The following is a 22179-nucleotide window of genomic DNA, read 5'->3' on the forward strand; positions in this document are numbered from 1 at the left end:
CTTTCCCATGGCACGATTTGGCTTCTCCCTGCTTGCGGTTCTGGCTGCCATCGGCGGAATGGCGTCGGTCACCGCAGCATCGGCTGCGGACATGCGGGCTCCGATCTACAAGGCCCCGTCCGCGATCGCACCGTTCAGCTGGACGGGCTTTTATGTCGGCGGCACCGCCGGCGCCGGTTGGACCAAGGCTGATACGGGGCTCAGCGCCGTCAATGGAGCCGTTCCGCTGTACTTTCCCGCCGACATTCCCGGACTGACCGCCATCGGTTCGCCCGGCCTGTCGGCGACCAACGCAATCGTCGGCGCCAAGGCCGGCTACAATCAGCAATGGGGCAGCTTCGTCGCCGGCATCGAAGGCGACATTTCGTGGTTCCATTTCGACAGGACCGCCGCAACTTTCGGAAGTCCGTTCCTGACCTTCCCCGGCGGGACCGCGGCGTTCTCGACCAGCGTTTCGTCCAACTGGCTCGCGACCATTCGCCCCCGCGTCGGCTACGCGGTCGACAAGGCGCTGTTCTACGCCACCGGCGGTGTCGCCATCGGCGACGTCAAATATTCGAACAATTATGTGGGCTTCTCTCCGCTCGGCGCCGGCTTCGAGTTCGAGGCGGCCGCCGTGAGCCAGACGCGCGTCGGCTGGACTGCCGGTGCCGGCATCGACTACGCGATCACACCGCACTGGATCGTGAGCGGCGAATATCTGCACGTGGATCTCGGCTCGGTCTCGACCTCAGCCCCGGTCACGACAGGCAACGCGGCCACCGCGACATTCAACGTCTCAACCAAGCTGCGCAGCGATATCGGGCGCCTCGGCCTCGCCTACAAGTTCTGATCTGTCCAGGGCGGGGTGAACGTACGTCAGCGCCCGTTCGTCCGCAACAGCCTCTCGCCGCCATCCGTCACCGCAATGATCAGCCCGACACCGGGCAGATTCTCGCGCGTGACATAACCGCGCTCGGCGGCGTCTTCCCAGATGGTGAGGCGCGGGCACGAGGTCTTCCAGGTCGCGATCACCTCGGCATAGGCGCGCGGCTCGCGCGCGACCCATTCGACGAAGTCCAGCACCAGCGGATCGGCTGTCTCGCTCATTGCAAACCTCCTTTGTCGAACGCGGCCAGCACCGGCGCACGAAGCATCAGCCAGCCGCCATAGGCGATGTAGTAGCAGGCGATGGTGGTGATCAGCTTATTCGACCACGCGATGAATTGCTGGTCGGTCATGGCTTCCAGGATGCGCCGCGCCAGCGTGGTGCCGAGCATCGAGGCCGCGATCGCAACGGCAGCAAGCACGGGATCGAGGCTCGCCGCCTGGTCGATGATGCCGCCGAAATAGATCAGCTTGGTGAAATGGCTGACGAGCTGGCACATCGCCTTGGTCGCGACCTTCTCGCGCCGGCCGAAATCGCCGCCGAGGAAGAAGGTGTCGAGCAGCGGACCGGAAACGCCGGTCATCAGCATCAGGCCCATGCAGATCGTACCGTAGACTGTGCCCTGCCAGAGCCTATTAGGATCCGGCTTGATGTTCGCCGGCAACAGCCGCGCCATGAACGGGGTGATGCCGAGCAGCAGCAACGCCATCGGCTTGTCCGGCACGTAGCGGGTGAGTGACCAGGCCGCGAGCGCGACGGCGGCGCCGACCAGATAGTTCGCGACCGGCCGCCAGCGGATATGTGCCCGCCACAGAAACGCGCGCCAGCCGTTGGAGGCCATCTGCGTGATCGCATGCAACACCATCGCGGTCGGCAGCGGCATCAGGGCCAGCAGCACGCCGATCAGGATCAGCCCGCCCGCCATGCCGAACAGGCCCGACAGGAACGCGGTGGCGACCATCAGCAATCCGAGGGCAGCAATCATGATGGGCGTCACGAAGGGATCTCCGCAAAAGTTAGGGACTGCAAACTGTTCGTCTCCCTCGCCCCGCTTGCGGGAGAGGCGAAGGAAAACGTGCCTCGCTTGCCCAATTCGCGCAAACTGAGTTATCTTGGCCTGGCATCAGCTTTCCTGAGGGTCTTGCATAAGGGTCTTGAATTTGCGTCGGCTGCTGTTTCTCAACGGCATCAAGGCATTCGAGGCGGCGGCGCGGACCGGCAGCTTTGCTGCGGCCGGGCTCGAGCTGAGCGTGTCGGCGGCCGCCGTCAGCCGCATGGTTCATCTGCTGGAAGAGCGGCTCGGCGTTGCGCTGTTCGAGCGCAAGGCCAATCGCCTGGTGCTGACGCAGGCCGGCCGCGCTTATCAAAGCGGGCTGACGCCGATCTTCGATGCGCTGGCCAGCCTCACCGCGCAGGTGACGGCGCCGGCCAGCGTGCGCGTGCTCACCATCGGCGTCGGCCACACCTTTGCGATGCGCTGGCTGATCCCGCGCCTGTCGGAGTTCCGCAACGAGGAGCCCGACATCGAGGTGCGATTCACCACCGGCGGCGCGTCGGTGCCGTTCGGCGAAGATTGGAGCTGCGGCATCAAGCTCGGCACCGGTGACTGGCCCGGGCTCGTCGCCGAGCCGCTGTTCGCCGGTGACCTCACTCCTGTCTGTGTGCCCCGCCTCGCGAGTGGCCTGAAGCGCCCGGCCGACTTGAAGGGACCGAGCCTGATCCGCGTCGCGCACTCACCCGAGGACTGGCCGATCTGGCTGAAGACCGCGGGCCTCGCGCGGATCAACGCGCGCGGGCCGGAGTTCCAGTTCTACGGCCAGGCGCTGCAGGCCGCGGCCGACGGGCTCGGCATCGCCATGGGCATCCGCCCCTATATCGACGACGACCTCGCCGCCGGCCGGCTGGTCGCGCCATTTGACCTCTCGGTACCCAAGGGCATGCGCTGGTACCTGCTCTATCGCAGCTTCCAGACCGAGCAGCGCGACTTTGCCGCGTTCCGCCGCTGGATCATGCGCGCGGCGGCGGAACCCGCGGCCCGGCCTGTGAAGCGGATCGGCCGTATCGCCGCTCGGAACTGACGCCCGAAGCAAAAAAGCCGGCCGCTTGTGAACGGCTTCACATCCCAAATTACGCAATCGTGGTCCCCTGACCCTCCAACAAGACACGTACGGAACACTTTGGGGACTACCATGGCGACCCTCTACGACGGCTTTGACATCGAATCCTTCGAGGCTGGCAAAGGCCTCTGGCACGCCCGCATCCGCCGCGCCGATCTCAGCCCCCTCGCCATCGATGGCGTCCTGTTTCCGGCCATGGAAGTCGGTTTCGCCTGGCCCGATCAGAACGCCGCGATCGCCGACGCCAAGCACCACATCGACCGCTTCCGACGGCGGGCCGACAGCGACGACGAATAGGAGAGCAGGACGCAAGCGAACCAGGCCAAGGGGCAACCGGTCATGTCAGTCATCGAAATCGAAGACACCTCGGGGCCGAGGATCTACAGCCGCGCCGTGCTCTCCAACTGCCCGGAATGCGACGGCGATCTCTCGGTGCTCCGCGTGATCGGCGGGCGCGCCGGATGCGAGTACTGGACCATGCGCTGCACCGATTGCGGCGGCATCCACCTCGACATCCTGAAGCCGAATGTCACGGCGGAGGATGACGAGGGGCCGCTGCCGGCGGCGTAGGCCTCGAGGCTGCTGCCAACCTGCTGTCAGCAGGCTGCATAACGACGGGCATTCGCCCTTTATTGCGGGGCGGACTCGTCCCATATTCGCCTCATGGCGAAGAAACCTGCATCCTCCGAAAAATCCGGCAAATCTCCGAAGACCAAGGCTCCGAACTCGAAGGCGCATCGCCCCGATGTGCAGCCGATCGGGCCGGCGCTGGCCGAGCTGCTCAATCCCGCGATCAATCGCGGCGATGCCGGGCTGGGATCCGGCACCGGCCTGCAGCCGCCGCCGGACAATTCGCGCGACCGGCGATCCGGCGGCGAGGCCGCGGCGCATCGGGCGCGGGCCTCGACGCCGAAGGACTTTCCGCAGGATAATACGCGGCCCATGCCGCTGCGCACCAACCCGCAGCCGCCGGGCGCCCGCGTATCGGCCGAGGGCTTCGACGAGGCACCGCAGGCCAATTACGGAACCGCCGCCACCATCCCGACGCTCGATCCGGAACTGGCGCGGCAGCTCGGATTGCCCACCGAGGAGGACGATGCCGAGGCGCTGGCGCGTCCGCCGCGCAGCAAGATGGAGGCGCTCGGCGTCAAGGCGACCGCCGATGCGCTGGAGTCGCTGATTCGCGAGGGCCGTCCGGAGTTCCGCAAGGACGACGGCTCGACGAAAGTGTGGACGCCGCACCGGCCGCCGCGCCCGGAAAAGTCCGAAGGCGGCGTGCGCTTCGAGATCAAGTCGTCCTACGAGCCGCGCGGCGATCAGCCGACCGCGATTGCCGAGCTGGTCGAGGGCATCAATCGCAACGACCGTTCGCAGGTACTGCTGGGCGTGACCGGCTCGGGCAAGACCTACACGATGGCGCAGGTGATCGAGAAGACGCAGCGTCCCGCCTTGATCCTGGCGCCGAACAAGACGCTCGCCGCCCAGCTCTATGGCGAGTTCAAGAACTTCTTCCCTGATAACGCGGTCGAGTATTTCGTCTCCTATTACGACTACTACCAGCCGGAAGCCTACGTCCCGCGCACCGACACCTATATCGAGAAGGACTCGTCCATCAACGAGCAGATCGACCGCATGCGCCATTCGGCGACGCGCGCGCTGCTCGAACGCGACGACGTCATCATCGTCGCCTCGGTGTCCTGCATCTACGGTATCGGCTCGGTCGAGACCTATACCGCGATGACGTTCGCGCTGAAGAAGGGCGAGCGCATCGACCAGCGCCAGCTGATCGCCGACCTCGTCGCCTTGCAGTACAAGCGCACCCAGGCCGATTTCACCCGCGGCACGTTCCGCGTGCGCGGCGACGTCATCGACATTTTTCCGGCGCACTATGAGGATCGCGCCTGGCGCGTGAATCTGTTCGGCGACAGCATCGAGACGATCGAGGAGTTCGATCCACTCACCGGCCACAAGCAGGACGAGCTCGAATTCATCAAGATGTACGCCAATTCGCACTATGTGACGCCGCGCCCGACGCTGGTGCAGGCGATCAAGTCGATCAAGTCAGAGCTGAAGCAGCGGCTCGACCAGCTGCACAATCAAGGCCGCCTGCTGGAGGCGCAGCGGCTGGAGCAACGCACGACTTTCGACCTCGAGATGATGGAGGCGACGGGAAGCTGCGCCGGCATCGAGAATTATTCGCGCTACCTCACGGGACGCCGCCCCGGCGAGCCGCCGCCGACGCTGTTCGAATACGTCCCCGACAACGCGCTGATCTTCGCCGACGAAAGCCACGTCACCATCCCGCAGATCGGTGCCATGTTCCGCGGCGACTTCCGCCGCAAGGCGACGCTGGCCGAGTACGGCTTCCGCCTGCCGTCGTGCATGGACAACCGCCCATTGCGCTTCGAGGAGTGGGACATGATGCGGCCGCAGACCGTCGCGGTGTCGGCGACGCCGAGCGGCTGGGAGCTGAACGAGAGCGGCGGCGTGTTCGTCGAGCAGGTCATTCGCCCCACCGGCTTGATCGATCCGCCCGTCGATATCCGCCCGGCTCGCACCCAGGTCGACGATCTCGTCGGCGAAGTCCGCGCCACAGCCCAGGCCGGCTATCGCTCGCTGATCACGGTTCTCACAAAACGCATGGCGGAGGACCTGACCGAATATCTGCACGAGCAGGGCATCCGCGTCCGCTACATGCACAGCGACATCGACACCATCGAGCGCATCGAGATCATCCGCGATTTGCGCCTCGGTGCCTTCGACGCGCTGGTCGGCATCAACCTCCTGCGCGAGGGCCTCGACATTCCCGAATGCGCGCTGGTCGCGATCCTCGACGCCGACAAGGAAGGTTTTCTGCGCAGCGAGACCTCGCTGATCCAGACCATCGGCCGCGCCGCGCGCAACGTCGACGGCAAGGTGATCCTCTACGCCGACCAGATGACGGGCTCGATGGAGCGCGCCATCGCCGAGACCAACCGCCGCCGCGAAAAACAGGTCGAGTACAACAATGCCAACGGCATCACGCCGGAGAGCGTGAAGAAGCAGATCGGCGACATCCTCAACTCCGTCTACGAGCGCGACCACGTGCTGGTGGAGGTCGGCGGCCACGACATGACCGACGACGTCATCTCGATCGGCCACAATTTCGAAGCCGTGCTCGGTGATCTCGAAACACGGATGCGCGAGGCCGCCGCCGATTTGAACTTCGAGGAAGCCGCGCGCCTGCGCGACGAGGTCAAGCGCCTGCGCGCCACCGAGCTCGCCGTGGTCGACGACCCCACGGCGAAGCAGCGCGCCGTCGCTGGCAAGGCCGGCGCCTATGCCGGCACCAAGAAGTACGGCGATGCCGCGAATTTGCCGGTCAGCGCGATGAAGAAGAAAACCGTGGGCTCCGCGCTGAAAGCGAGCGGCGGCGGTGGCGGCTCGAAGGTGCACAAGCCGCATCTCGACGAGATGCACGGTCCGGAATCGCTGCCCTATCGCGAGAAGCAGACGCTGCCGGCAAAGCCATTCGGCACCACCAGCCGGATCATCCAGCCGACGGATTCACGGCAGTCGGGCCCGGAGTTCGGGCCGGCGCCGAAGTCGACGGGTGGGCAGCCGGGGCGAAGGGGCGGGTGGAAGAAGAGATAGGGCCTGGAGTCGGTAGCGCCGTTCGTGGGTATGGATTCCGGGCTCGCCGCTTTGCGGCGCCCCGGAATGACACGGAGAGATTTGCGCCCCCTCATCCGACGCTGGCCGTCACCACGGCCATCACCGACAGCAGCAGCACGATGGTGACGAGCTGGAGCGAGGCGACGGGCTGGGTGCGCCATGCCGTGATCTTGTCGGACAGCGACAGATGCGCCTCGAAGAATTTTGGCTCATAGACAGTCTTGAAGAAGGCGGGGAAGCTCGGACCGAAAGTCACCGCGAGCAGCGCGTGGGCCAGCGAGGCGATGGCGACGAAGATGGCGACGCCGGGGTCGCCGGAGAGGTCATGGTTGCCGGCGAGCTTGAGCAGGAAGGCGGCGGCGGCGAAGGTCGGGAAGCTCTGCAGGATCGTGGTCAGCGCGAGGCCTTCGAGCGCGTTGTGCAGGCGGGACTTTCTGGCGGTGGCGATGGCGGCCATGGCACGTCTCCCTGATGACATTGGGATGACGTTAGCTGCGCCGGCACGGGGGTGATGTGAGATGGGTCACGCGCTTTTCGACGCCAAACAAAGAGCGAGAAATGGTCCTGGTTTGTGGTGTTGAACATGCCGCCCGCTCCGCTTCGTTCCCTCCCCCTTGCGGGGAGGGTTAGGGAGAGGGGTGGCTCCGGGAAAGGTCTGAGTTCGTGGCTACCCCTCTTCCCCGCCCCTCCCCCGCGAGGGGGGAGGCAGTGAGAGAGCGGTGGCCCCCTTACTGGCCTGGGCATGCGATGTTGGGCTCTCAAGGGGCGCGGATGGGTTCGGGTTCCCTTGCCTAGCACCCGGCCAGACGCGCCCGCCGATAGGCGTGCGGCGTCATCGCAAGATGCAAAAGCCTGTGTGGTGCGCAACCGCAATTGCACCCCATGAACGCGGCATGGCGCTGGCGCGTCATAACCTGCAAGCACCCTGTGCTTTTTGCGGATTGATGCACCCGCGAGGCCCGCGGTAGCGTTCGCAATCCACGGCCGACGAGGGCGGGAGCAGCATGACGGTTGAATCGCTGAACAGGCAACGCGTGCTTCATCTGCTGGACGCCTTCGCGCGCGGCGATCTCGAGGCCGCGCTGGCGTGCTGCACCGAGGACGTCGACTTCCTCAGCCACGCGCCGATCGACGTGCTGCCGCACATGGTGCCGCGCCACGGCAAGGCCGAGCTGCGTGAGCTCTGGCAGACGATCTGGTCGCGCTATTCGGAGATCCGCTACAAGGCGCCGCACATTCTTGCCGAGGGCGAGGAGGTCGCGACCTACATGCACGCTTACTTCAGGAAGCGCAGCAACGACCGCGTCGTGCAGTTCGACATGGCGGTGTTCTACACCTTCCGCGGCGGGCTGGTGGCGCAGATCCGCGAGATCATCGACTCCTACGATCTGGTGCAGCAGGTGCTGGAGCGCGAGATCGGGCCGCTGATCATGGGCGCGCGGGCGGATTGATCTTCCTTTCCCGGCGAACCCGCGTCGGAACTGGCCTCGGAACCGGGAAATTACGGGGCTCTGTTGTAAATCTCACATTCCGCCATCAATTGTGCATTGCGAAAACGTGAATTGCGTTTTGGCCGAAATCAGGTAATTTGTTCGTATACAAACGAATTGAGCCCCCGCACCTGGCTGTGCATGGGGTTGTTTTCCGTTTTTTCTTTCGCTAGCCAGCTTCAGGACTGCCCAAAATGACAGAGCACAGCCTCTGGCGTTTCTCGCGTGCGTTGCACCGCGCGATCAACGACCGGCATTTCGCTGATATCGAAGCCCTGATCGACGAGGACGTCGAATGGGCGCTCTACGGCCCGATCGACATGTTTCCATTCCTCGGCGCGCGTCAGGGCAAGGACGCCGTGATCGAGGTCATCCGCCAGCTCGCCGACAATTTCCAGGTCCGCCGCTTCGACCGCGAGAGCATCATGCTCGGCGTCGATTCCGCCGCCTCGATGGTGCGCTACTCGCTGACGGCGATGGATTCCAACAAGCCGATCAGCCTGCGGGTCGCGCAGTTCGCCCAGTTCAGGGCGGGCAAGCTCGTCAGCATGCGCGTCCTGATCGACACGTTCGATCTGGTTGAGCAGGCACTCGGCCGCGCCATTCATCTGCCGAAGATGACCAGCGTCGGCTGAGGGGGACGCCAACGGGCCCCGCTGTTCGGGACCGATGACAATGCCGAACGCGACGTCCTGGCCTCCAGCCCCGCCGGATGCCGTCGCGTCACAAGCTCGTCATCGGGCGCGCGCCTTTCGCGCGGCCCGTTGGTTCGGGGCCTTGAAAGCCCCGCCACAATTTCGCAACGATGCATCAGCATTTTCAGCGCGGAATGGCGCATGGTCTTTGCTGACGGCCGATATATATTATCGGAAAGCATGCGCTGGGGCTTGCGGGCAGGACGATGGAATTCTCGACAGGGTTTGGCTGGACCAGGCTGCCGATGCTGGCGGCCGCATTCATATTGGGCTCGGTGCTGACGGTCTCGGCGCAGATCATTCCGCCCTTCTCCCCCACAGCGGCCGCGCCTGACGACGAGGCCGAGACAGAGGCCGTGGCGGAGGCCCCCGACGTCAACGACCCCGACGTGCTCAAGGGCATCGACGTCGACAAGCTCGACTGGAGTCAGCTCGCGGTCGACGCCGGCACCGGCATCGACCCCATGGCCGGCAAGAAGCGCGCCCTGGCCGCCGCCAAGGACGGACTGGACTGGTCGTCGAACGCCAATGCAAACGGCTCCTCCGCAGTGACCGTGAAGCAGTCCGTGTTCTCGTTCTGGGATACAAGGGTCGGCGCCGACATGACGGTGACGAGCGAGCCGCGCACGATGTCCGAGCTGCTGGCGCAGAAGGCCACCAATGGCGGCAACCTGCCGCAATCCTCCGGCAGCGCCTGGGCGACGGCGACCGCGCCCGGCGCGGGCTCGATCTGGGACAAGACCGCGGTGGAAGCCCGCGTCAATCCCGGCGCCGAGCAGAGCAAGATCGGGGCGTCGCTGATCAAATCGGTACCGCTGTCGGGCGACACCTCGCTGACGCTCCAGAACGGCTACAGCGTCAACCAGCAGGGCACCACCGCTGTGCCCGGCATCGGCGGCCACATCACGCGCAATTACGAGACCGACCAGTCCGCCAAGGTCACCCTCAACGACACCGGCACCAGCATCACCGCCGGCCAGACGCTGTCGACCACCGACGACAAATGGCTGCGCAAGGTCGGCGCCGAGCAAATGCTGTTCGACAACGTCACCGTCTCCGGTTCCGTCGGCGAAACCTCGCAAGGGGCGATCAACAAGAGCCTCACGGCGGGGTTCAAGAAGAGCTGGTAGCAGTCCAGCGCTCTCCTCTTTCCCCTCATCCTGAGGGCGCTCCGAAGGAGCGCGTCTCGAAGGATCGAAGCCCCCGCTGCCAGAACGGCCGCCGCGTTCATACTCCCCTAACCATACGCCACGGCAAAACCCCCGAATGGTCCGCCCTTGCCGCATCTCGGCCCATTTGCGGTCAAAATCGGACGCACAGATGAGGAAGCCTCACAGACGTCGTCGTGCGGGGGACACTCGCGCTGCGCTCAACGCGAACAGGGGAATAACGATGAACGCCATGCGTCCGGAAAAGACCGAAGCCGCCGAGACCGAGACGGTCGACACCAACCTTGCTGCCGTCACGGAAGTCGAAGCTGGCATCCGCGACTTCGTCCGTAACGACATCGCCTATCTGCGCCGTCCGGCGACGACGACCACCGACGCGCCCCCTCTCGATCCGAGCGCGGAGGCCACCGTCACCAACGTCAACTCGCTGATCCAGCGCGTCGCCGGCACCTCGCTCGCCGAGATCGAGAACCTGATCTCGGAGCTCGAGAGCCTGCGCGACCTGCTCCACGCCGAAGGCCAGCGCGTCCAGCGCGAGATCTCCGGCTATGCCCAGCTCAGCCAGGCTGCGATGAAGTCGACCCGCATGATCTCCGACAACGTCGCGCAGTGGAAGCGCGCCGCCGACGGCCTGCGCAACAGCTGATCGCTGCCCACCAAGCATCACCGGCCGCCGCGTTCCGAGAGGGGCGCGGCGGTTTTGATTCGTGGGATGAAGGTGTCATCACCCGCGAAGGCGGGTGATCCGGCATTGCCAGAGGCGTCGAGGCTAGAACCGAGGAGCTGCGGCGGACTCGATGCCCCGCCTTCGCGGGGCATGACGGCGGGGGTGCGGTTCGTCTTTGAACCCTCCGCTCTTCCCCAGCGACGAATGCCAAGCGCCCGTGGCCTGTTCGGCCGGGCCTGGGGACATTTCACATGGAAAGCATTCGGCCCGACACCACGGACCCGATACCGCTGCGGCCCGCGCCGAATCAAATCGGCACGATCATGCTGCGCTTTGTCGGGCTGTTGGCGGTTGCGATCGCCATCCTGGCGTTCGTCTATAGCCGCTGAGGCGCGGCCGGATGCGGCTGCGGAAATTAACGAACTCTTACCGGCTCGCGTCGACGGACGAGGCTTCCAGGGTGTAGGCGCCATCGGCATAGCCCTTCACCACCATGCCGGCGACCAGCATCACGGCCAGCGTCGCGGTCGCGAAGATAAATCCGACAAATTTGAGTGCGCCGCGATCTGCCATGGTCCTCGTCCCCTGTCTCTGCCAATTCGTTTCAAATAGACAGCGACAGGTTCATAATTAGTTAGCAACTCGATGGTTCCGACCAACTGCTTCGCGGTAACCACGTTGCGCAGGCTTATGGCAGCCGCCCCAAAACGCGTCCATAGCGCGCGGGCAACACTTGCGCACTCATTTGGACCATCCATCTTGGAACAGATCTAACCGGTCTTCGCACGCGTCGGCACGAAGGCGCTGGCGGTGATGGAATAGACGTCTTCGCCGCGCTGATTGGTGCCGGTGGTACGGACGGTCAGGATGCCCCAGCCGGGGCGCGAGGCGGAGATGCGCTTGTCGACGATGCCGCTGACGTAGTTGATCGTGTCGCCGGCGAGCACCGGCCTGATCCAGCGCAGGTCACGAAAGCCCGGCGACGGGCCGCCCACTGCAACCTCCTCGCCGCGCGCCGCAGTTTCGCGCGCCAGACGCTGGCCGTCGGCGACAATCAGGCTCATGCAGGCCGAGCCGACATGCCAGCCCGACGCCGCAAGCCCGCCGAACAGCGAGTTCTTGCCCTCCTCCTCGTCGAGATGGAAACGCTGCGGATCGAACTTTGCGGCGAACTTCTTGATCAACTCCGCAGTGAACGTATAGGCGCCGATCTCGCGGCGCTGGCCGATCTCGATGTCCTCGAAGAACCGCATCAGACCGTCCCCTCGCGCCGCTTGATCAGGATCGGCGAGGTCATCTCGGCGAGCGCCTGCCCCTTGGCGTTGCGCGCGGTGCATTTGAACGTGACGACGCCGAGCTCGGGCCGGCTCTTCGAGGTGCGTGCCTCCAGCACATCGACATCGAGTGTCAGGTCGTCACCCGGCCTGAGCGGCGACAGCCAACGGACCTCATCGACACCGGGAGACCCCATCGAGGCGGCTCGGGTGATGAAGCCGTCGGCCATCATGCGCATCATCAGCGAGCAGAGGTGCCAGCCCGAGCCGGACAGGCCGCGCAGCATGCTTTTGCTGGCGGCCTCCTCGTCCAGGTGCATGGGCTGCGGATCGAACTCGGCGGCAAAGGCCAAAATCTCGTCGCGGGTGACATGGCGCGGGCCGAATGTGCCGAACCGGCCGGGCGGGAAATCTTCGAAGGTCAGGGTCATCTTGGGAAAGCTTTGCGGGAATGACAGATTGTGGCCGCACTTTGCGGCAATCTCAACCCGCCGGCCCGCATGGCTCGTGCTACATACAGGGTGGCGGCGGCCTTGAGTCGGACCAATCGAGGGCCAAGACCCGAGCGCCAAGGCCGGTGTGCGGGTCCGATTTGCCCTGGGGAGAGCAATGTTTTCATTCAGCGACCTTTTCCAATGGGACCGGTTCATCACGCCGACGATCATCAAGACCTTCTATTGGCTGGTGATCGCGCTGATCTGCCTGTTCGGCCTCTCCGGCATCTTTTCGGGCCTGGCTGCCATGGCGATCAGCCCGTTCGGCGGCTTCCTGGTGCTGCTGTCGTCGATCGCCAGCGTCGTCGTCGGCATCGTGTTCTCGCGCATCGTCGCGGAGCTGATCCTGATCGTCTTCCGCATCAACGAGCATCTCGGCGCGATCCGGGACCAGGGCAGCGGGATGCGGTGAGGCAGGCGCAGCTGCCGTAGGGTGGGCAAAGGCGCAAAGCGCCGTGCCCACGATCATTCCGCGATTGGAGAGAGGCCGTGGGCACGCTTCGCTTTGCCCACCCTACGGCGCCGTGTTGGTGCTTACGTATTGAACCTGAAATGCATCACGTCGCCGTCGGCGACGACGTATTCCTTGCCTTCGAGCCTGAGCTTGCCGGCATCGCGCGCGCCGGCTTCGCCGCCGAGCGCGACATAGTCGTCATACGCAATGGTCTCGGCGCGAATAAAACCCTTCTCGAAATCGGTGTGGATCACGCCGGCCGCGCCCGGCGCCTTGGTGCCGCGATAGATGGTCCAGGCGCGCGCTTCCTTCGGACCCACGGTGAAATAGGTGATGAGGTCGAGCAGCGTGTAGCCGGCACGGATCAGGCGGTCGAGGCCGGCCTCCTCCAGGCCCAGCGTCTCCAGGAAGTCGGCGCGTTCCTCACGTGAGATGGTGGCGATCTCGGATTCGATCTTGGCCGAGATGACGACGGCGACCGCGCCTTCCTTGGCGGCCTGCTCCTGCACCGCCGTGGAGAACGAATTGCCCGTTGCGGCCGAGGCTTCCTCGACGTTGCAGACGTAGAGCACGGGCTTGGACGACAGCAAGCCGAGCATCCCGAAGGCGCGCTCCTCCTCGGCCTTGCGCTCGACGAGGCGCGCGGGCTTGCCCTCGCGCAGCAGCACCAGGGTGCGGTTGACGAGGTCGAGCTGCTCCTTGGCGTCCTTGTCGTTGCCCTTGGCCTTCTTGGTGAGGTTGTCGACGCGCTTCTCGAGGCTGTCGAGATCGGCGAGCATCAGCTCGGTCTCGATGGTCTCGATGTCGGCGAGCGGGGCGATCTTGCCCTCGACATGGGTGATGTCGGAATCCTCGAAGCAGCGCACCACATGCGCGATCGCGTCGACCTCGCGGATGTTGGCCAGAAATTGATTGCCGAGGCCTTCACCCTTGGAAGCGCCGCGGACGAGGCCCGCGATGTCGACGAAGGTCAGCCGGGTCGGGATGATCTGTGCCGACTTGGCGATCGCCGCGAGCTTGTCGAGCCGCGGATCGGGCACGGCGACCTCGCCGACATTCGGCTCGATGGTGCAGAACGGATAGTTCGCGGCTTGCGCCGCAGCTGTCTCGGTCAGCGCATTGAACAAGGTCGACTTGCCGACATTGGGCAATCCGACGATCCCGCATTTGAATCCCATGGTCTCATCCAGTCTTCGCGCCGGGCGCGTGCGTTCGTTGAAATCGTCATGCCCGGCCTTGTGCCGGGCATCCACGTCCTTCGCTCCGCGGAGAAAGAAAGACGTGGATGGCCGGGTCAAGCCCGGCCATGACGGAGAGAGATCAGTTCGACTTCTCTCCGTTCTCGTCCTTGGTCAAAAATCCCTTCGCCTGCATGGCGAGATGCACCCTGTTGGCGAAGGTCGCGTCCGTGCCCTTGGCAACCAATGCCGCGTGCTCGGCCACCGCCTCGCACAGCGTCGCCACCCAGTCGTTGTCGGCCTTGGCGAAGTCCGACAGCACGTGGCCGTGCACCAGTTCCTTGACGCCGGGATGACCGATGCCGAGACGCACCCGGCGATAATCGTTGCCGATATGCGCCGAAATCGAACGCAGGCCGTTGTGTCCGGCGATGCCGCCGCCGATCTTCACCCGCACCTTCCCCGGCGGCAGCTCGAGCTCGTCGTGGAACACGGTGACATCGCCAGGAGCGATCTTGAAGAAGCTTGCAGCTTCCTGCACGGCACGGCCGGAATCGTTCATGTAGGTCGTCGGCTTGAGCAGGATCACGCGCTCGGGTCCGAGCGTGCCTTCCGAGGTCTCGCCCTGAAAACGACGGCGCCATGGTGCGAAACCATGACGCCGCGCGATCTCTTCGACGGCCATGAAGCCGACATTGTGCCGGTTGCGTGCGTATTTCGCGCCGGGATTGCCGAGCCCAACAAAGAGTCGCATGACGCGGCGCGCCCCTCGCTTGGCGCGCGGTCAGGGACCGCGCGCCAGCTTTGAGAGATTACTTCTTCTTGTCGCCGCCGGCGGGAGCCTTGGCAGCCGCGGCAGGCGCAGCAGCAGCCGGAGCGGCCGCACCAGCCGCCGGAGCAGCCGCAGCAGCGCCAGGAGCTGCAGCCGCAGCCGCGGCCTTCTGCTCTTCGGCGTAGCCGGACGGCGGCACGATGGTGACGAGGGTCGCGTCCTCGCGGGCCAGCGCCTTCACGCCGGCCGGCAGCTTGACGTCGGACAGATGCAGCGAGTGACCGATTTCGAGCGAGCCGACATCGGCCTCGATGTACTGCGGAATGCTCTCGACACCACATTCGAGCTCGATCGCGTGGGCGACGATGTTGACGGTGCCGCCGCGCTTCACGCCGGGGGACGATTCCGACTTCACCACATGCAAGGGCACGCTGATGCGGATGGTGGCGCCTTCGCCGAGCCGCATGAAGTCGACATGGATCGGGAAGTCCTTGACCGGATCGAGGTGGTAATCGCGCGGAATCACGCGGTGCTTCTTGCCCTCGAGATCGATGTCGACCAGCGTGGTCAGGAACCGGCCGGCGAGGATGCGCTGGCGCAGTTCGCGATCTTCAATCGAGATCGTCACCGGGGGCTGGTTGTTGCCATAGATCACTCCGGGCACTCGCCCGGCGCGACGCTCAGCCCGGGCGGCCCCCTTGCCGCTCTTCGGACGTGCGGTCGCCTTCAATTCCTTGACGGTCGTCGCCATGTCGTTAAGTCCTTGTTTTTGCAAAAGTTAATGGGCCGCAAGGCGGCCCATGGCATACGCCGCAGCAAGCCTCCAGGGGTGCGGGGGCCGCGGACGTGGCGGGCTTTTACCCGGAAGATGCGGAAATGACAAGGAGAATGGGGTGGCGGGTTGTTCCGGATGGCATCTTGTAGCCCGATGGAGCGGAGCGAAATCCGGGGAGCTCGTACAACCGGCGAGAGCGGCCCCCGGATTCGCTGCGCTCCATCCGGGCTACGGACCGGTGATTACCCGCCGAGTTTGGCCTCCAGCGCCGCGATGCGCGTTTTCAGCGCCTCGTTCTCCTCGCGCGCCAGGCGCGCCATGTCCTTGACTGCCTCGAACTCCTCGCGCTTGACCAGATCCATGTCGCGCAGGAATTTTTCAGCCTGGGTGCGCATCACCGTGTCGAACTCGCGCTTGACGCCCTGGGCGGCACCGGCGGCATCGTTCATCAGGCGGCCGATCTCGTCGAAAAACCGGTTGTTGGTCTGGGTCATTTCGGTCTCCTGGCGGCCTCAGATTAGCTTTGCGCGAACTCTCGAAAAGACAATGGCAATCCGATCGAACCGGTTCAAGTGCCGATCGGCGGTATCCTTGTCATGAACCGGTTTCCTTGCAATCGTATTCAACGTCCCGGCATAACAAGAATCAGACGGCGTCCGCTGGTCCTCTTCGCCGCGATCTCGCTCAGACATAGAAGGCGCGATGCCCTTTCTGCTCATCGACTTCCCCGCCTTCAAGCCAATCGCGCTCGAGATCGGCCCGTTCGCGATCCGCTGGTATGCGCTGGCCTACATCTGCGGCATCGTGTTCGGCTGGCTCTATGCGCGCTCGCTGCTGAAGAAAGAGCGCCTGTGGGGCGGCCCCGCGCCGATGTCGCTGGTGCAGATCGACGATTTCATCCTCTGGGTCACGCTCGGCATCATCCTCGGCGGCCGCACCGGCTACGTGCTGTTCTACAATCTGCCCTTCTTCATCGATCATCCCGCCGCGATCTTCAAATTGTGGGAGGGCGGCATGTCTTTCCACGGCGGCTTCCTCGGCTGCGTCGTCGCAGTGATGGCATTTGCCTATCGCAACGGCATCTCGATCCTCTCGCTCGGCGACATCACCACCGCGGTCGCCCCAGTCGGGCTGCTGCTCGGGCGCATCGCCAATTTCATCAACGGCGAATTATGGGGCCGCGCCACCGACGCCAGCCTGCCCTGGGCGATGATCTTCCCCAACGATCCAACGCAGCTGCCGCGTCATCCGAGCCAGCTCTACGAGGCCGGCATGGAGGGCATCCTGCTGTTCACGGTGCTTGCGATCATGATCCGCTTCGGTGCCTTGAGGCGGCCCGGCATGATCCTCGGCGCCTTCATCCTGATCTATGGTCTGACCCGGATCGCCGGCGAGCATTTCCGCGAGCCGGACGCGCAGCTCGGCTTCCTCTGGGGCGGATTAACCATGGGCATGTTGTTGTCGATCCCGATGCTTATCGTCGGCACTGTACTTATTGTATTGGCGGTCAGGCGCGGTGCGCCGAAGCCCATCGAGGCCATTCGTTAATTCCTTTCGAGAAGATAGCCGTGACCGAACAGCCGCTGCTCAACGAGATCAAGGCGCTGATCAAATCCTCAGGCCCGATGCCGGTCTGGCGGTACATGGAACTGTGCCTGATGCATCCGCGCCATGGCTATTACGTCTCGCGCGATCCGCTCGGGCGTGAGGGCGACTTCACCACTGCGCCCGAGGTCAGCCAGATGTTCGGCGAGCTCCTGGGACTGTGGACCGCCTCGGTGTGGAAACAGATGGGCTCGCCGCAATTTTTGCGGCTGATCGAGCTCGGCCCCGGCCGCGGCACCATGATGGCGGACGCGCTGCGCGCACTCCGCGTGCTGCCACCGCTGTACCAGGCGCTTCATATCCACATGGTCGAGGTCAATCCCGTCTTGCGCGACCGCCAAGGCGCGACGCTGGCGAACGTGCGCAACATCGACTGGCACGACAGCATCGACGACGTGCCGGAAGGACCGAGCATCATCCTCGCCAACGAATATTTCGACGTGCTGCCGATCCACCAGATGGTCCGCCGCGAGAACGGCTGGCACGAGCGCGTGATCGAGATCGATCCGAACGGAAAGCTCGAGTTCGGCGCGGCGCCCGAGCCGACGCCACGCTTCGACGTGCTGCTGCCGCCCTTGGTGCGCGCCGCGCCGGTCGGCGCCGTGTTCGAATGGCGGCCCGACGGCGAGATCATGAAGCTTGCGACGCGCGTGCGCGACCAGGACGGAGCGGGGCTGATCATCGACTACGGCCATCTGCGCAGCGATGCCGGCGATACGTTCCAGGCGATTGCGCGTCACACCTTCGCCGATCCCTTGAAGGCGCCGGGGCAGGCCGACGTCACCGCCCATGTCGACTTCCAGGCGCTGGCGCGTGCCGCCGAGGATGTCGGCACGCGCGTGCACGGGCCGGTGACGCAAGGCGACTTCCTCAAGCGTATCGGCATCGACACAAGGGCCGCCGCCTTGATGCAGAAGGCAACGCCGGAAGTTGCCACCGACATTTCGATCGCCCTCAAGCGGTTGACGGACACCGGGCGCAGCGGCATGGGCTCGATGTTCAAGGTGCTCGGCATCTCCGAGCCGCGGCTGACGGGCATTGCCGGCCTCAGTGATCTCGAACAGGCCGGAGACGCCTCATGACACTTTCTTCGTCGCTGCTGTCGGCCGTGCCCGGACTTCGCCACTCGTTCTTCACCCGCGAAGGCGGCGTCTCCAGCGGCATCTATTCCGCGCTGAACGGCGGGCTCGGCTCCAACGACGATCAGGCCCTCGTCGCGGAAAACCGCCGCCGCATGGCCGAGCATGTCGGCGTCGCGCCGGAACGTTTTCTCAGCCTGCACCAGATCCATTCGCCCGACGTGCGCGTCGCCGAGATGCCCTGGCCGAGCGGTCCGCGGCCGAAGGGCGATGCGCTGGTCACCAACACGCCCGGCATCGCGCTCGGCGTCTCCACCGCCGATTGCGGGCCGGTGCTGTTCGTCGATCCCAACGCGCGCGTGATCGGCGGCGCACATGCCGGCTGGAAAGGCGCGCTGACTGGCGTGCTGGAGGCAACGATCTCGGCGATGGAGACGCTCGGCGCCACGCGCGGCGGCATCATTGCCGCGATCGGACCCTTGATCCGCCAGGAGAGCTACGAGGTCGGAAACGAGTTCGTCGCGCGCTTCATCGACACGGATGCGGACAACGCTGTGTTCTTCATTCCGTCGATGCGCGAGGGCCATGCGATGTTCGATCTCGCCGGCTTCATCCGCAAGCGGCTGGACGCCGCCGGCATCCTGATGATCGATGATCTTGGCCTCGACACGTACGCGGACGAACGCTTCTTCAGCTATCGCCGTTCGGTGCATCGCAAGGAGCCGGATTACGGCCGCCACATTCACGCGATCGCGCTGGAGGGGTGAACACAGAGGCAACACACTGTGTCATTCCGGGGCTCGCGAAGCGAGAACCCGGAATCCATCATGCAGGGCTGACGCGATAAAATGGATTCCGGGCTCGCGCCAAGGGGCGCGCCCCGGAATGACAGAGTGTTGTGTCGCCCCTGCCCTAGACCTTAATCGATTTTAACGATATCGCTGCCCTCCATAATGAGGGACGCGTCATTCATCCTGGGCCGCGCGGGTTCGCGCGTGCTGGCGGTCATGCTGCTGTCGGCTGCGACCGCGCTCGGCGGCTGCGCCGGCGGCGGTGGCGCCGCGAACTCCTATGCGATGGCGCCGAGCGGTGGCAGCGGCGCAACCGTGGCCTTCGAATCCATCGACGGCCCCCCACCGCAGGTATTCGACCGCATGGTCGGCGTGCTCGACAGCGAATCCAAGCTGCGCAGCCTGTCCGTCGTCTCCCGCGAGGGCACGGCCGCCTACCGCGTGCGCAGCTACCTTTCCGCCCAGGTGGTGCGCGGCAAGACCGTGATCGCCTGGGTCTGGGACGTCTACGACGCCAACCAGCAGCGGGCGCTGCGCCTCTCCGGTGAGGAACCGACCTCGACGAAGGCTGGACGGGATGCATGGGCGGCAGCCGACGATCTGGTGCTGCGGAAGATCGCCCAGGCCGGATTCAGCGGCCTTTCCAACATGATCAACGGAGCGCCGGACGCACCTGGCGCAGCTCCAGGCCTGCGGGGACCGGCGGTGGCGAGCGTCATTCCGGCCGCGCCCGCGCCGGACATGCCGGCCTCAGCCCTCGGCTATGCCGAACGATAACCCCCGCTAAACCACGGCCTCAAGTCGCGGCCAAGCCGTTGGCCCGACTCAGGATTTTCGGAGGGAAAACGTATCATCCCGGGTTGCCATTGCAGCCTCGCGCCTGATATTTCCTCGCCCGTCGTAACCGTGCTTCCAGTGGGATCTGAGATGTTGAACGTCGTATCCAGCAAAGCGCGGGAGGAAGCGTCCATGTCGGCCAAAAACGGCTCTATCAAGCTCGTCGCCGGCAACTCCAATCCGGCGCTCGCTCAAGCCATCGCGCAAGGGCTCGACCTGCCGCTGACCAAAGCGGTGGTGCGGCGCTTCGCCGACATGGAGATCTTCGTCGAGATCCAGGAGAACGTCCGCGGCTCGGATGCCTTCATCATCCAGTCGACCTCGTTTCCCGCCAATGACCATTTGATGGAGCTGCTGATCATCACCGACGCGCTGCGCCGCTCCTCGGCGCGCCGCATCACCGCGGTGCTGCCCTATTTCGGCTACGCGCGGCAGGATCGCAAGTCGGGCTCGCGCACGCCGATCTCGGCCAAGCTCGTCGCCAATCTGATCACGCAGGCCGGCGTCGACCGCGTCATGACGCTCGACCTGCATGCCGGCCAGATCCAGGGCTTCTTCGACATCCCGACCGACAACCTCTACGCCGCGCCGCTGATGGTGCGCGACATCAAGGACAAGTTCGATCTCTCCAAGACGATGGTGATCTCGCCCGACGTCGGCGGCGTGGCCCGCGCGCGCGGCCTTGCCAAGCGCATCAACACCCCGCTGGCGATCGTCGACAAACGCCGCGAACGCGCGGGCGAGTCCGAGGTCATGAACGTGATCGGCGACGTCGCCGGCTACACCTGCATCCTGATCGACGACATCGTGGATTCCGGCGGCACGCTGGTGAACGCGGCCGACGCGCTGATCGCCAAGGGCGCCAAGGACGTCTACGCCTACATCACCCACGGCGTGCTCTCCGGCGGCGCGGCCGCCCGCATCACGAACTCCAGGCTGAAGGAGCTGGTGATCACCGACTCGATCCTACCGACCGAGGCGGTGACCAAGGCGCCGAACATCCGCACGCTGCCGATCGCCAGCCTCATCTCCGACGCGATTGCGCGCACGGCGGCCGAAGAGTCGGTGTCGAGCCTGTTCGACTGATTATTCGCTTCCGGTCTCGTAGGGTGGGCAAAGGCGCAAAGCGCCGTGCCCACCTTTTTTGTTGCACGAGAAGAGGTGGGCACGCTCGCGCTTTGCCCACCCTACGGCAGTCTGCCTACCCCACGATCCCCGCAGCGACCTGGCCGCGCAGACGTTCGAGGCCAAGCAACGTCTCCGCGCAGGCGGCCGCGACCTCGACACCCTTGATCGCAAAATGCTTGCGGAAGAAGTCGTAATGCACCTCGGTCTCGTGGAATTGCTGCGGCGTCAACACGGCTGAGAACACCGGCACCTCGGTGCGGAGCTGCACGTCCATCAGCGCCTTGATCACGGTGTCGGCGACGAACTCGTGGCGGTAGATGCCGCCGTCCACGACGAGGCCCGCGGCGACGATGGCGGTGTAGCGCCGCGTCTTGGCGAGGACCTGCGCGTGCAGCGGGATCTCGAACGAGCCCGGCACCTCGAACACGTCGACATGGGTGAGGTGCCGCGCCTCGGCCTCTCTCACGAAGGCAATGCGGGCCGCCTCGACCACCTCTCGGCGCCAGCAGGCCTGCACGAACGCGACCCGCTGCGGCTTTGCGAAGCGCGGGTACTCGGTTGCGGGTCCTTGCGGAACCGGCGGTTGGACGACTTCGGACGTTTCGGCTTGGGTATCTTGCAACATCTGATTCATGGCTTTCCTCGGTTTAAGGACCAGAATCAGGGCACACGGAACGACAAACAGCCGCATCTTGCGATGCGTCTGCCACCGACCGTTCTCTTTCATCCGGACTATGACCGTCGGCTTCGGAGTTGCACCGAATCTGCTGACCCTTCCCTTCGGGATAACCCCTCGCGGAAGGCGCTCGCGGGCTTAGGCCTTTCGGCCCTTACCGCCGGTGGGGACTTTCACCCCGCCCTGAGAACATCGGCCGTTCGGGATGAACGACCTGCCGGGAAATATGCAGCCCTCGCGCGGTCGCGGCAAGCGTGTTCCGCATGGGCAAATCGCATGGTCCCATGCCACCGCCGTGGGAGCGGCCCCCGCCGCGCGGAATTAGCGTTTGCCGCCCTCCCCTTGATCCGATTCCGGTTTGTTCTCCTCCATCCGGATTGGGCACTCCCGGCGTTAATAATTGTGGCGGAGATGAGCTGTGGACGAACGAGTCCTGGCTTGTGGACGGACTCGGGA

The 22179-nt window shown here is 65.0% G+C and carries 27 protein-coding genes and 1 riboswitch; of the genes, 16 read left to right on the forward strand and 11 right to left on the reverse strand.

What is annotated here, in order from left to right; translation table 11 throughout:
* Positions 1-7: 7 nt before the first annotated feature.
* Entirely contained in the window at positions 8-832 is an 825-nt protein-coding gene (locus IVB26_RS33050) for an outer membrane protein (RefSeq protein ID WP_247969174.1), read from the forward strand.
* Between the two features lie 26 nt (positions 833-858).
* Here IVB26_RS33050 and IVB26_RS33055 read toward each other — a convergent pair whose 3' ends face one another.
* Complete coding sequence (locus tag IVB26_RS33055) at positions 859-1089, reverse strand: hypothetical protein (protein WP_247969175.1); 231 nt, start codon at positions 1087-1089, stop codon at positions 859-861.
* Positions 1086-1865 (reverse strand): sulfite exporter TauE/SafE family protein, encoded by a 780-nt coding sequence (locus IVB26_RS33060; RefSeq protein WP_247969176.1) that lies wholly within the window; start codon positions 1863-1865, stop codon positions 1086-1088. The genes IVB26_RS33055 and IVB26_RS33060 overlap by 4 nt, the downstream gene beginning before the upstream one ends.
* Before the next feature lie 163 nt (positions 1866-2028).
* On the opposite strand from IVB26_RS33060, the gene IVB26_RS33065 reads away from it, so the two are divergent.
* The 4 genes from IVB26_RS33065 (at position 2029) to uvrB (ending at position 6618) form a co-directional block, all read left to right on the forward strand.
* Positions 2029-2946 carry a LysR substrate-binding domain-containing protein gene (locus IVB26_RS33065; RefSeq protein ID WP_247973332.1) on the forward strand — a complete coding sequence of 306 codons (918 nt, stop codon included), beginning with the start codon at positions 2029-2031 and terminating at the stop codon, positions 2944-2946.
* Between the two features lie 111 nt (positions 2947-3057).
* Positions 3058-3282 (forward strand): hypothetical protein, encoded by a 225-nt coding sequence (locus tag IVB26_RS33070; protein ID WP_247969177.1) that lies wholly within the window; start codon positions 3058-3060, stop codon positions 3280-3282.
* A 42-nt stretch (positions 3283-3324) separates the two neighbouring features.
* Positions 3325-3555 carry a hypothetical protein gene (locus IVB26_RS33075; RefSeq protein WP_247969178.1) on the forward strand — a complete coding sequence of 77 codons (231 nt, stop codon included), beginning with the start codon at positions 3325-3327 and terminating at the stop codon, positions 3553-3555.
* 93 nt (positions 3556-3648) lie between these two features.
* Positions 3649-6618: an excinuclease ABC subunit UvrB gene (uvrB, locus tag IVB26_RS33080; RefSeq protein ID WP_247969179.1), complete on the forward strand. Its 2970-nt coding sequence runs from the start codon at positions 3649-3651 to the stop codon at positions 6616-6618.
* A gap of 91 nt (positions 6619-6709) precedes the next feature.
* On the opposite strand, the gene IVB26_RS33085 is transcribed toward uvrB, so the two are convergent.
* The gene (locus tag IVB26_RS33085) at positions 6710-7096 is read right to left on the reverse strand and encodes a hypothetical protein (RefSeq protein ID WP_247969180.1); all 387 of its coding nucleotides are present in this window, start codon (positions 7094-7096) and stop codon (positions 6710-6712) included.
* Between the two features lie 547 nt (positions 7097-7643).
* Between IVB26_RS33085 and IVB26_RS33090 the strand changes: the two genes are divergently transcribed.
* The 5 genes from IVB26_RS33090 to IVB26_RS33110 all read left to right on the forward strand — a co-directional run bounded on the left by IVB26_RS33090 (position 7644) and on the right by IVB26_RS33110 (position 11049).
* Positions 7644-8090: a nuclear transport factor 2 family protein gene (locus IVB26_RS33090; RefSeq protein WP_247969181.1), complete on the forward strand. Its 447-nt coding sequence runs from the start codon at positions 7644-7646 to the stop codon at positions 8088-8090.
* 233 nt (positions 8091-8323) lie between these two features.
* Positions 8324-8764, forward strand: coding sequence for a nuclear transport factor 2 family protein (locus tag IVB26_RS33095; protein ID WP_246930204.1), 441 nt, complete (start codon positions 8324-8326; stop codon positions 8762-8764).
* Positions 8765-9030: 266 nt separating this feature from the next.
* On the forward strand, positions 9031-9954 hold the full coding sequence (locus IVB26_RS33100) for a hypothetical protein (protein ID WP_247969182.1): 924 nt from the start codon (positions 9031-9033) through the stop codon (positions 9952-9954).
* Between the two features lie 262 nt (positions 9955-10216).
* Positions 10217-10639, forward strand: coding sequence for a hypothetical protein (locus tag IVB26_RS33105; RefSeq protein WP_247969183.1), 423 nt, complete (start codon positions 10217-10219; stop codon positions 10637-10639).
* Between the two features lie 272 nt (positions 10640-10911).
* Complete coding sequence (locus tag IVB26_RS33110; protein WP_212080336.1) at positions 10912-11049, forward strand: hypothetical protein; 138 nt, start codon at positions 10912-10914, stop codon at positions 11047-11049.
* Positions 11050-11086: 37 nt separating this feature from the next.
* Here the strand turns inward: IVB26_RS33110 and IVB26_RS33115 are convergent, their stop codons facing one another.
* From IVB26_RS33115 to IVB26_RS33125, 3 genes are all read right to left on the reverse strand, one after another.
* Entirely contained in the window at positions 11087-11233 is a 147-nt protein-coding gene (locus IVB26_RS33115) for a hypothetical protein (protein WP_247969184.1), read from the reverse strand.
* Positions 11234-11430: 197 nt separating this feature from the next.
* The gene (locus IVB26_RS33120) at positions 11431-11913 is read right to left on the reverse strand and encodes a MaoC family dehydratase (RefSeq protein WP_247969185.1); all 483 of its coding nucleotides are present in this window, start codon (positions 11911-11913) and stop codon (positions 11431-11433) included.
* Positions 11913-12365 carry a MaoC family dehydratase gene (locus IVB26_RS33125; protein ID WP_247969186.1) on the reverse strand — a complete coding sequence of 151 codons (453 nt, stop codon included), beginning with the start codon at positions 12363-12365 and terminating at the stop codon, positions 11913-11915. The genes IVB26_RS33120 and IVB26_RS33125 overlap by 1 nt, the downstream gene beginning before the upstream one ends.
* 178 nt (positions 12366-12543) lie before the next feature.
* Here IVB26_RS33125 and IVB26_RS33130 point away from each other — a divergent pair, with 178 nt between their 5' ends.
* On the forward strand, positions 12544-12840 hold the full coding sequence (locus IVB26_RS33130) for a DUF4282 domain-containing protein (RefSeq protein WP_028134403.1): 297 nt from the start codon (positions 12544-12546) through the stop codon (positions 12838-12840).
* A 122-nt stretch (positions 12841-12962) separates the two neighbouring features.
* Here the strand turns inward: IVB26_RS33130 and ychF are convergent, their stop codons facing one another.
* The 4 genes from ychF to IVB26_RS33150 all read right to left on the reverse strand — a co-directional run bounded on the left by ychF (position 12963) and on the right by IVB26_RS33150 (position 16101).
* A complete protein-coding gene (ychF, locus tag IVB26_RS33135; protein WP_247973333.1) occupies positions 12963-14060 on the reverse strand; it encodes a redox-regulated ATPase YchF in 1098 nt (365 codons plus the stop codon).
* 142 nt (positions 14061-14202) lie between these two features.
* Positions 14203-14814 (reverse strand): aminoacyl-tRNA hydrolase, encoded by a 612-nt coding sequence (pth, locus tag IVB26_RS33140; RefSeq protein ID WP_247969187.1) that lies wholly within the window; start codon positions 14812-14814, stop codon positions 14203-14205.
* 58 nt (positions 14815-14872) lie between these two features.
* Positions 14873-15583: a 50S ribosomal protein L25/general stress protein Ctc gene (locus IVB26_RS33145; protein ID WP_247969188.1), complete on the reverse strand. Its 711-nt coding sequence runs from the start codon at positions 15581-15583 to the stop codon at positions 14873-14875.
* Between the two features lie 266 nt (positions 15584-15849).
* A complete protein-coding gene (locus IVB26_RS33150) occupies positions 15850-16101 on the reverse strand; it encodes an accessory factor UbiK family protein (RefSeq protein WP_135170330.1) in 252 nt (83 codons plus the stop codon).
* Between the two features lie 208 nt (positions 16102-16309).
* On the opposite strand from IVB26_RS33150, the gene lgt reads away from it, so the two are divergent.
* The 5 genes from lgt (at position 16310) to IVB26_RS33175 (ending at position 21005) form a co-directional block, all read left to right on the forward strand.
* The gene (lgt, locus tag IVB26_RS33155) at positions 16310-17155 is read left to right on the forward strand and encodes a prolipoprotein diacylglyceryl transferase (RefSeq protein WP_247969189.1); all 846 of its coding nucleotides are present in this window, start codon (positions 16310-16312) and stop codon (positions 17153-17155) included.
* Positions 17156-17175: 20 nt separating this feature from the next.
* Positions 17176-18294 (forward strand): class I SAM-dependent methyltransferase, encoded by a 1119-nt coding sequence (locus IVB26_RS33160; RefSeq protein WP_247969190.1) that lies wholly within the window; start codon positions 17176-17178, stop codon positions 18292-18294.
* Entirely contained in the window at positions 18291-19058 is a 768-nt protein-coding gene (gene pgeF, locus IVB26_RS33165; protein ID WP_247969191.1) for a peptidoglycan editing factor PgeF, read from the forward strand. Before IVB26_RS33160 ends, pgeF begins: the two co-directional genes overlap by 4 nt.
* Positions 19059-19244: 186 nt before the next feature.
* A complete protein-coding gene (locus IVB26_RS33170) occupies positions 19245-19859 on the forward strand; it encodes a hypothetical protein (protein ID WP_247969192.1) in 615 nt (204 codons plus the stop codon).
* Positions 19860-20051: 192 nt separating this feature from the next.
* A complete protein-coding gene (locus IVB26_RS33175; RefSeq protein WP_198963774.1) occupies positions 20052-21005 on the forward strand; it encodes a ribose-phosphate pyrophosphokinase in 954 nt (317 codons plus the stop codon).
* A gap of 115 nt (positions 21006-21120) precedes the next feature.
* Here IVB26_RS33175 and IVB26_RS33180 read toward each other — a convergent pair whose 3' ends face one another.
* Entirely contained in the window at positions 21121-21681 is a 561-nt protein-coding gene (locus IVB26_RS33180) for a 6,7-dimethyl-8-ribityllumazine synthase (protein ID WP_247969193.1), read from the reverse strand.
* Between the two features lie 77 nt (positions 21682-21758).
* Positions 21759-21918, reverse strand: a riboswitch (FMN riboswitch).
* Positions 21919-22179: the final 261 nt, after the last annotated feature.

It is taken from the genome of Bradyrhizobium sp. 195 (assembly GCF_023101665.1).
In the GTDB taxonomy this organism is placed as follows: Bacteria; Pseudomonadota; Alphaproteobacteria; order Rhizobiales; family Xanthobacteraceae; genus Bradyrhizobium.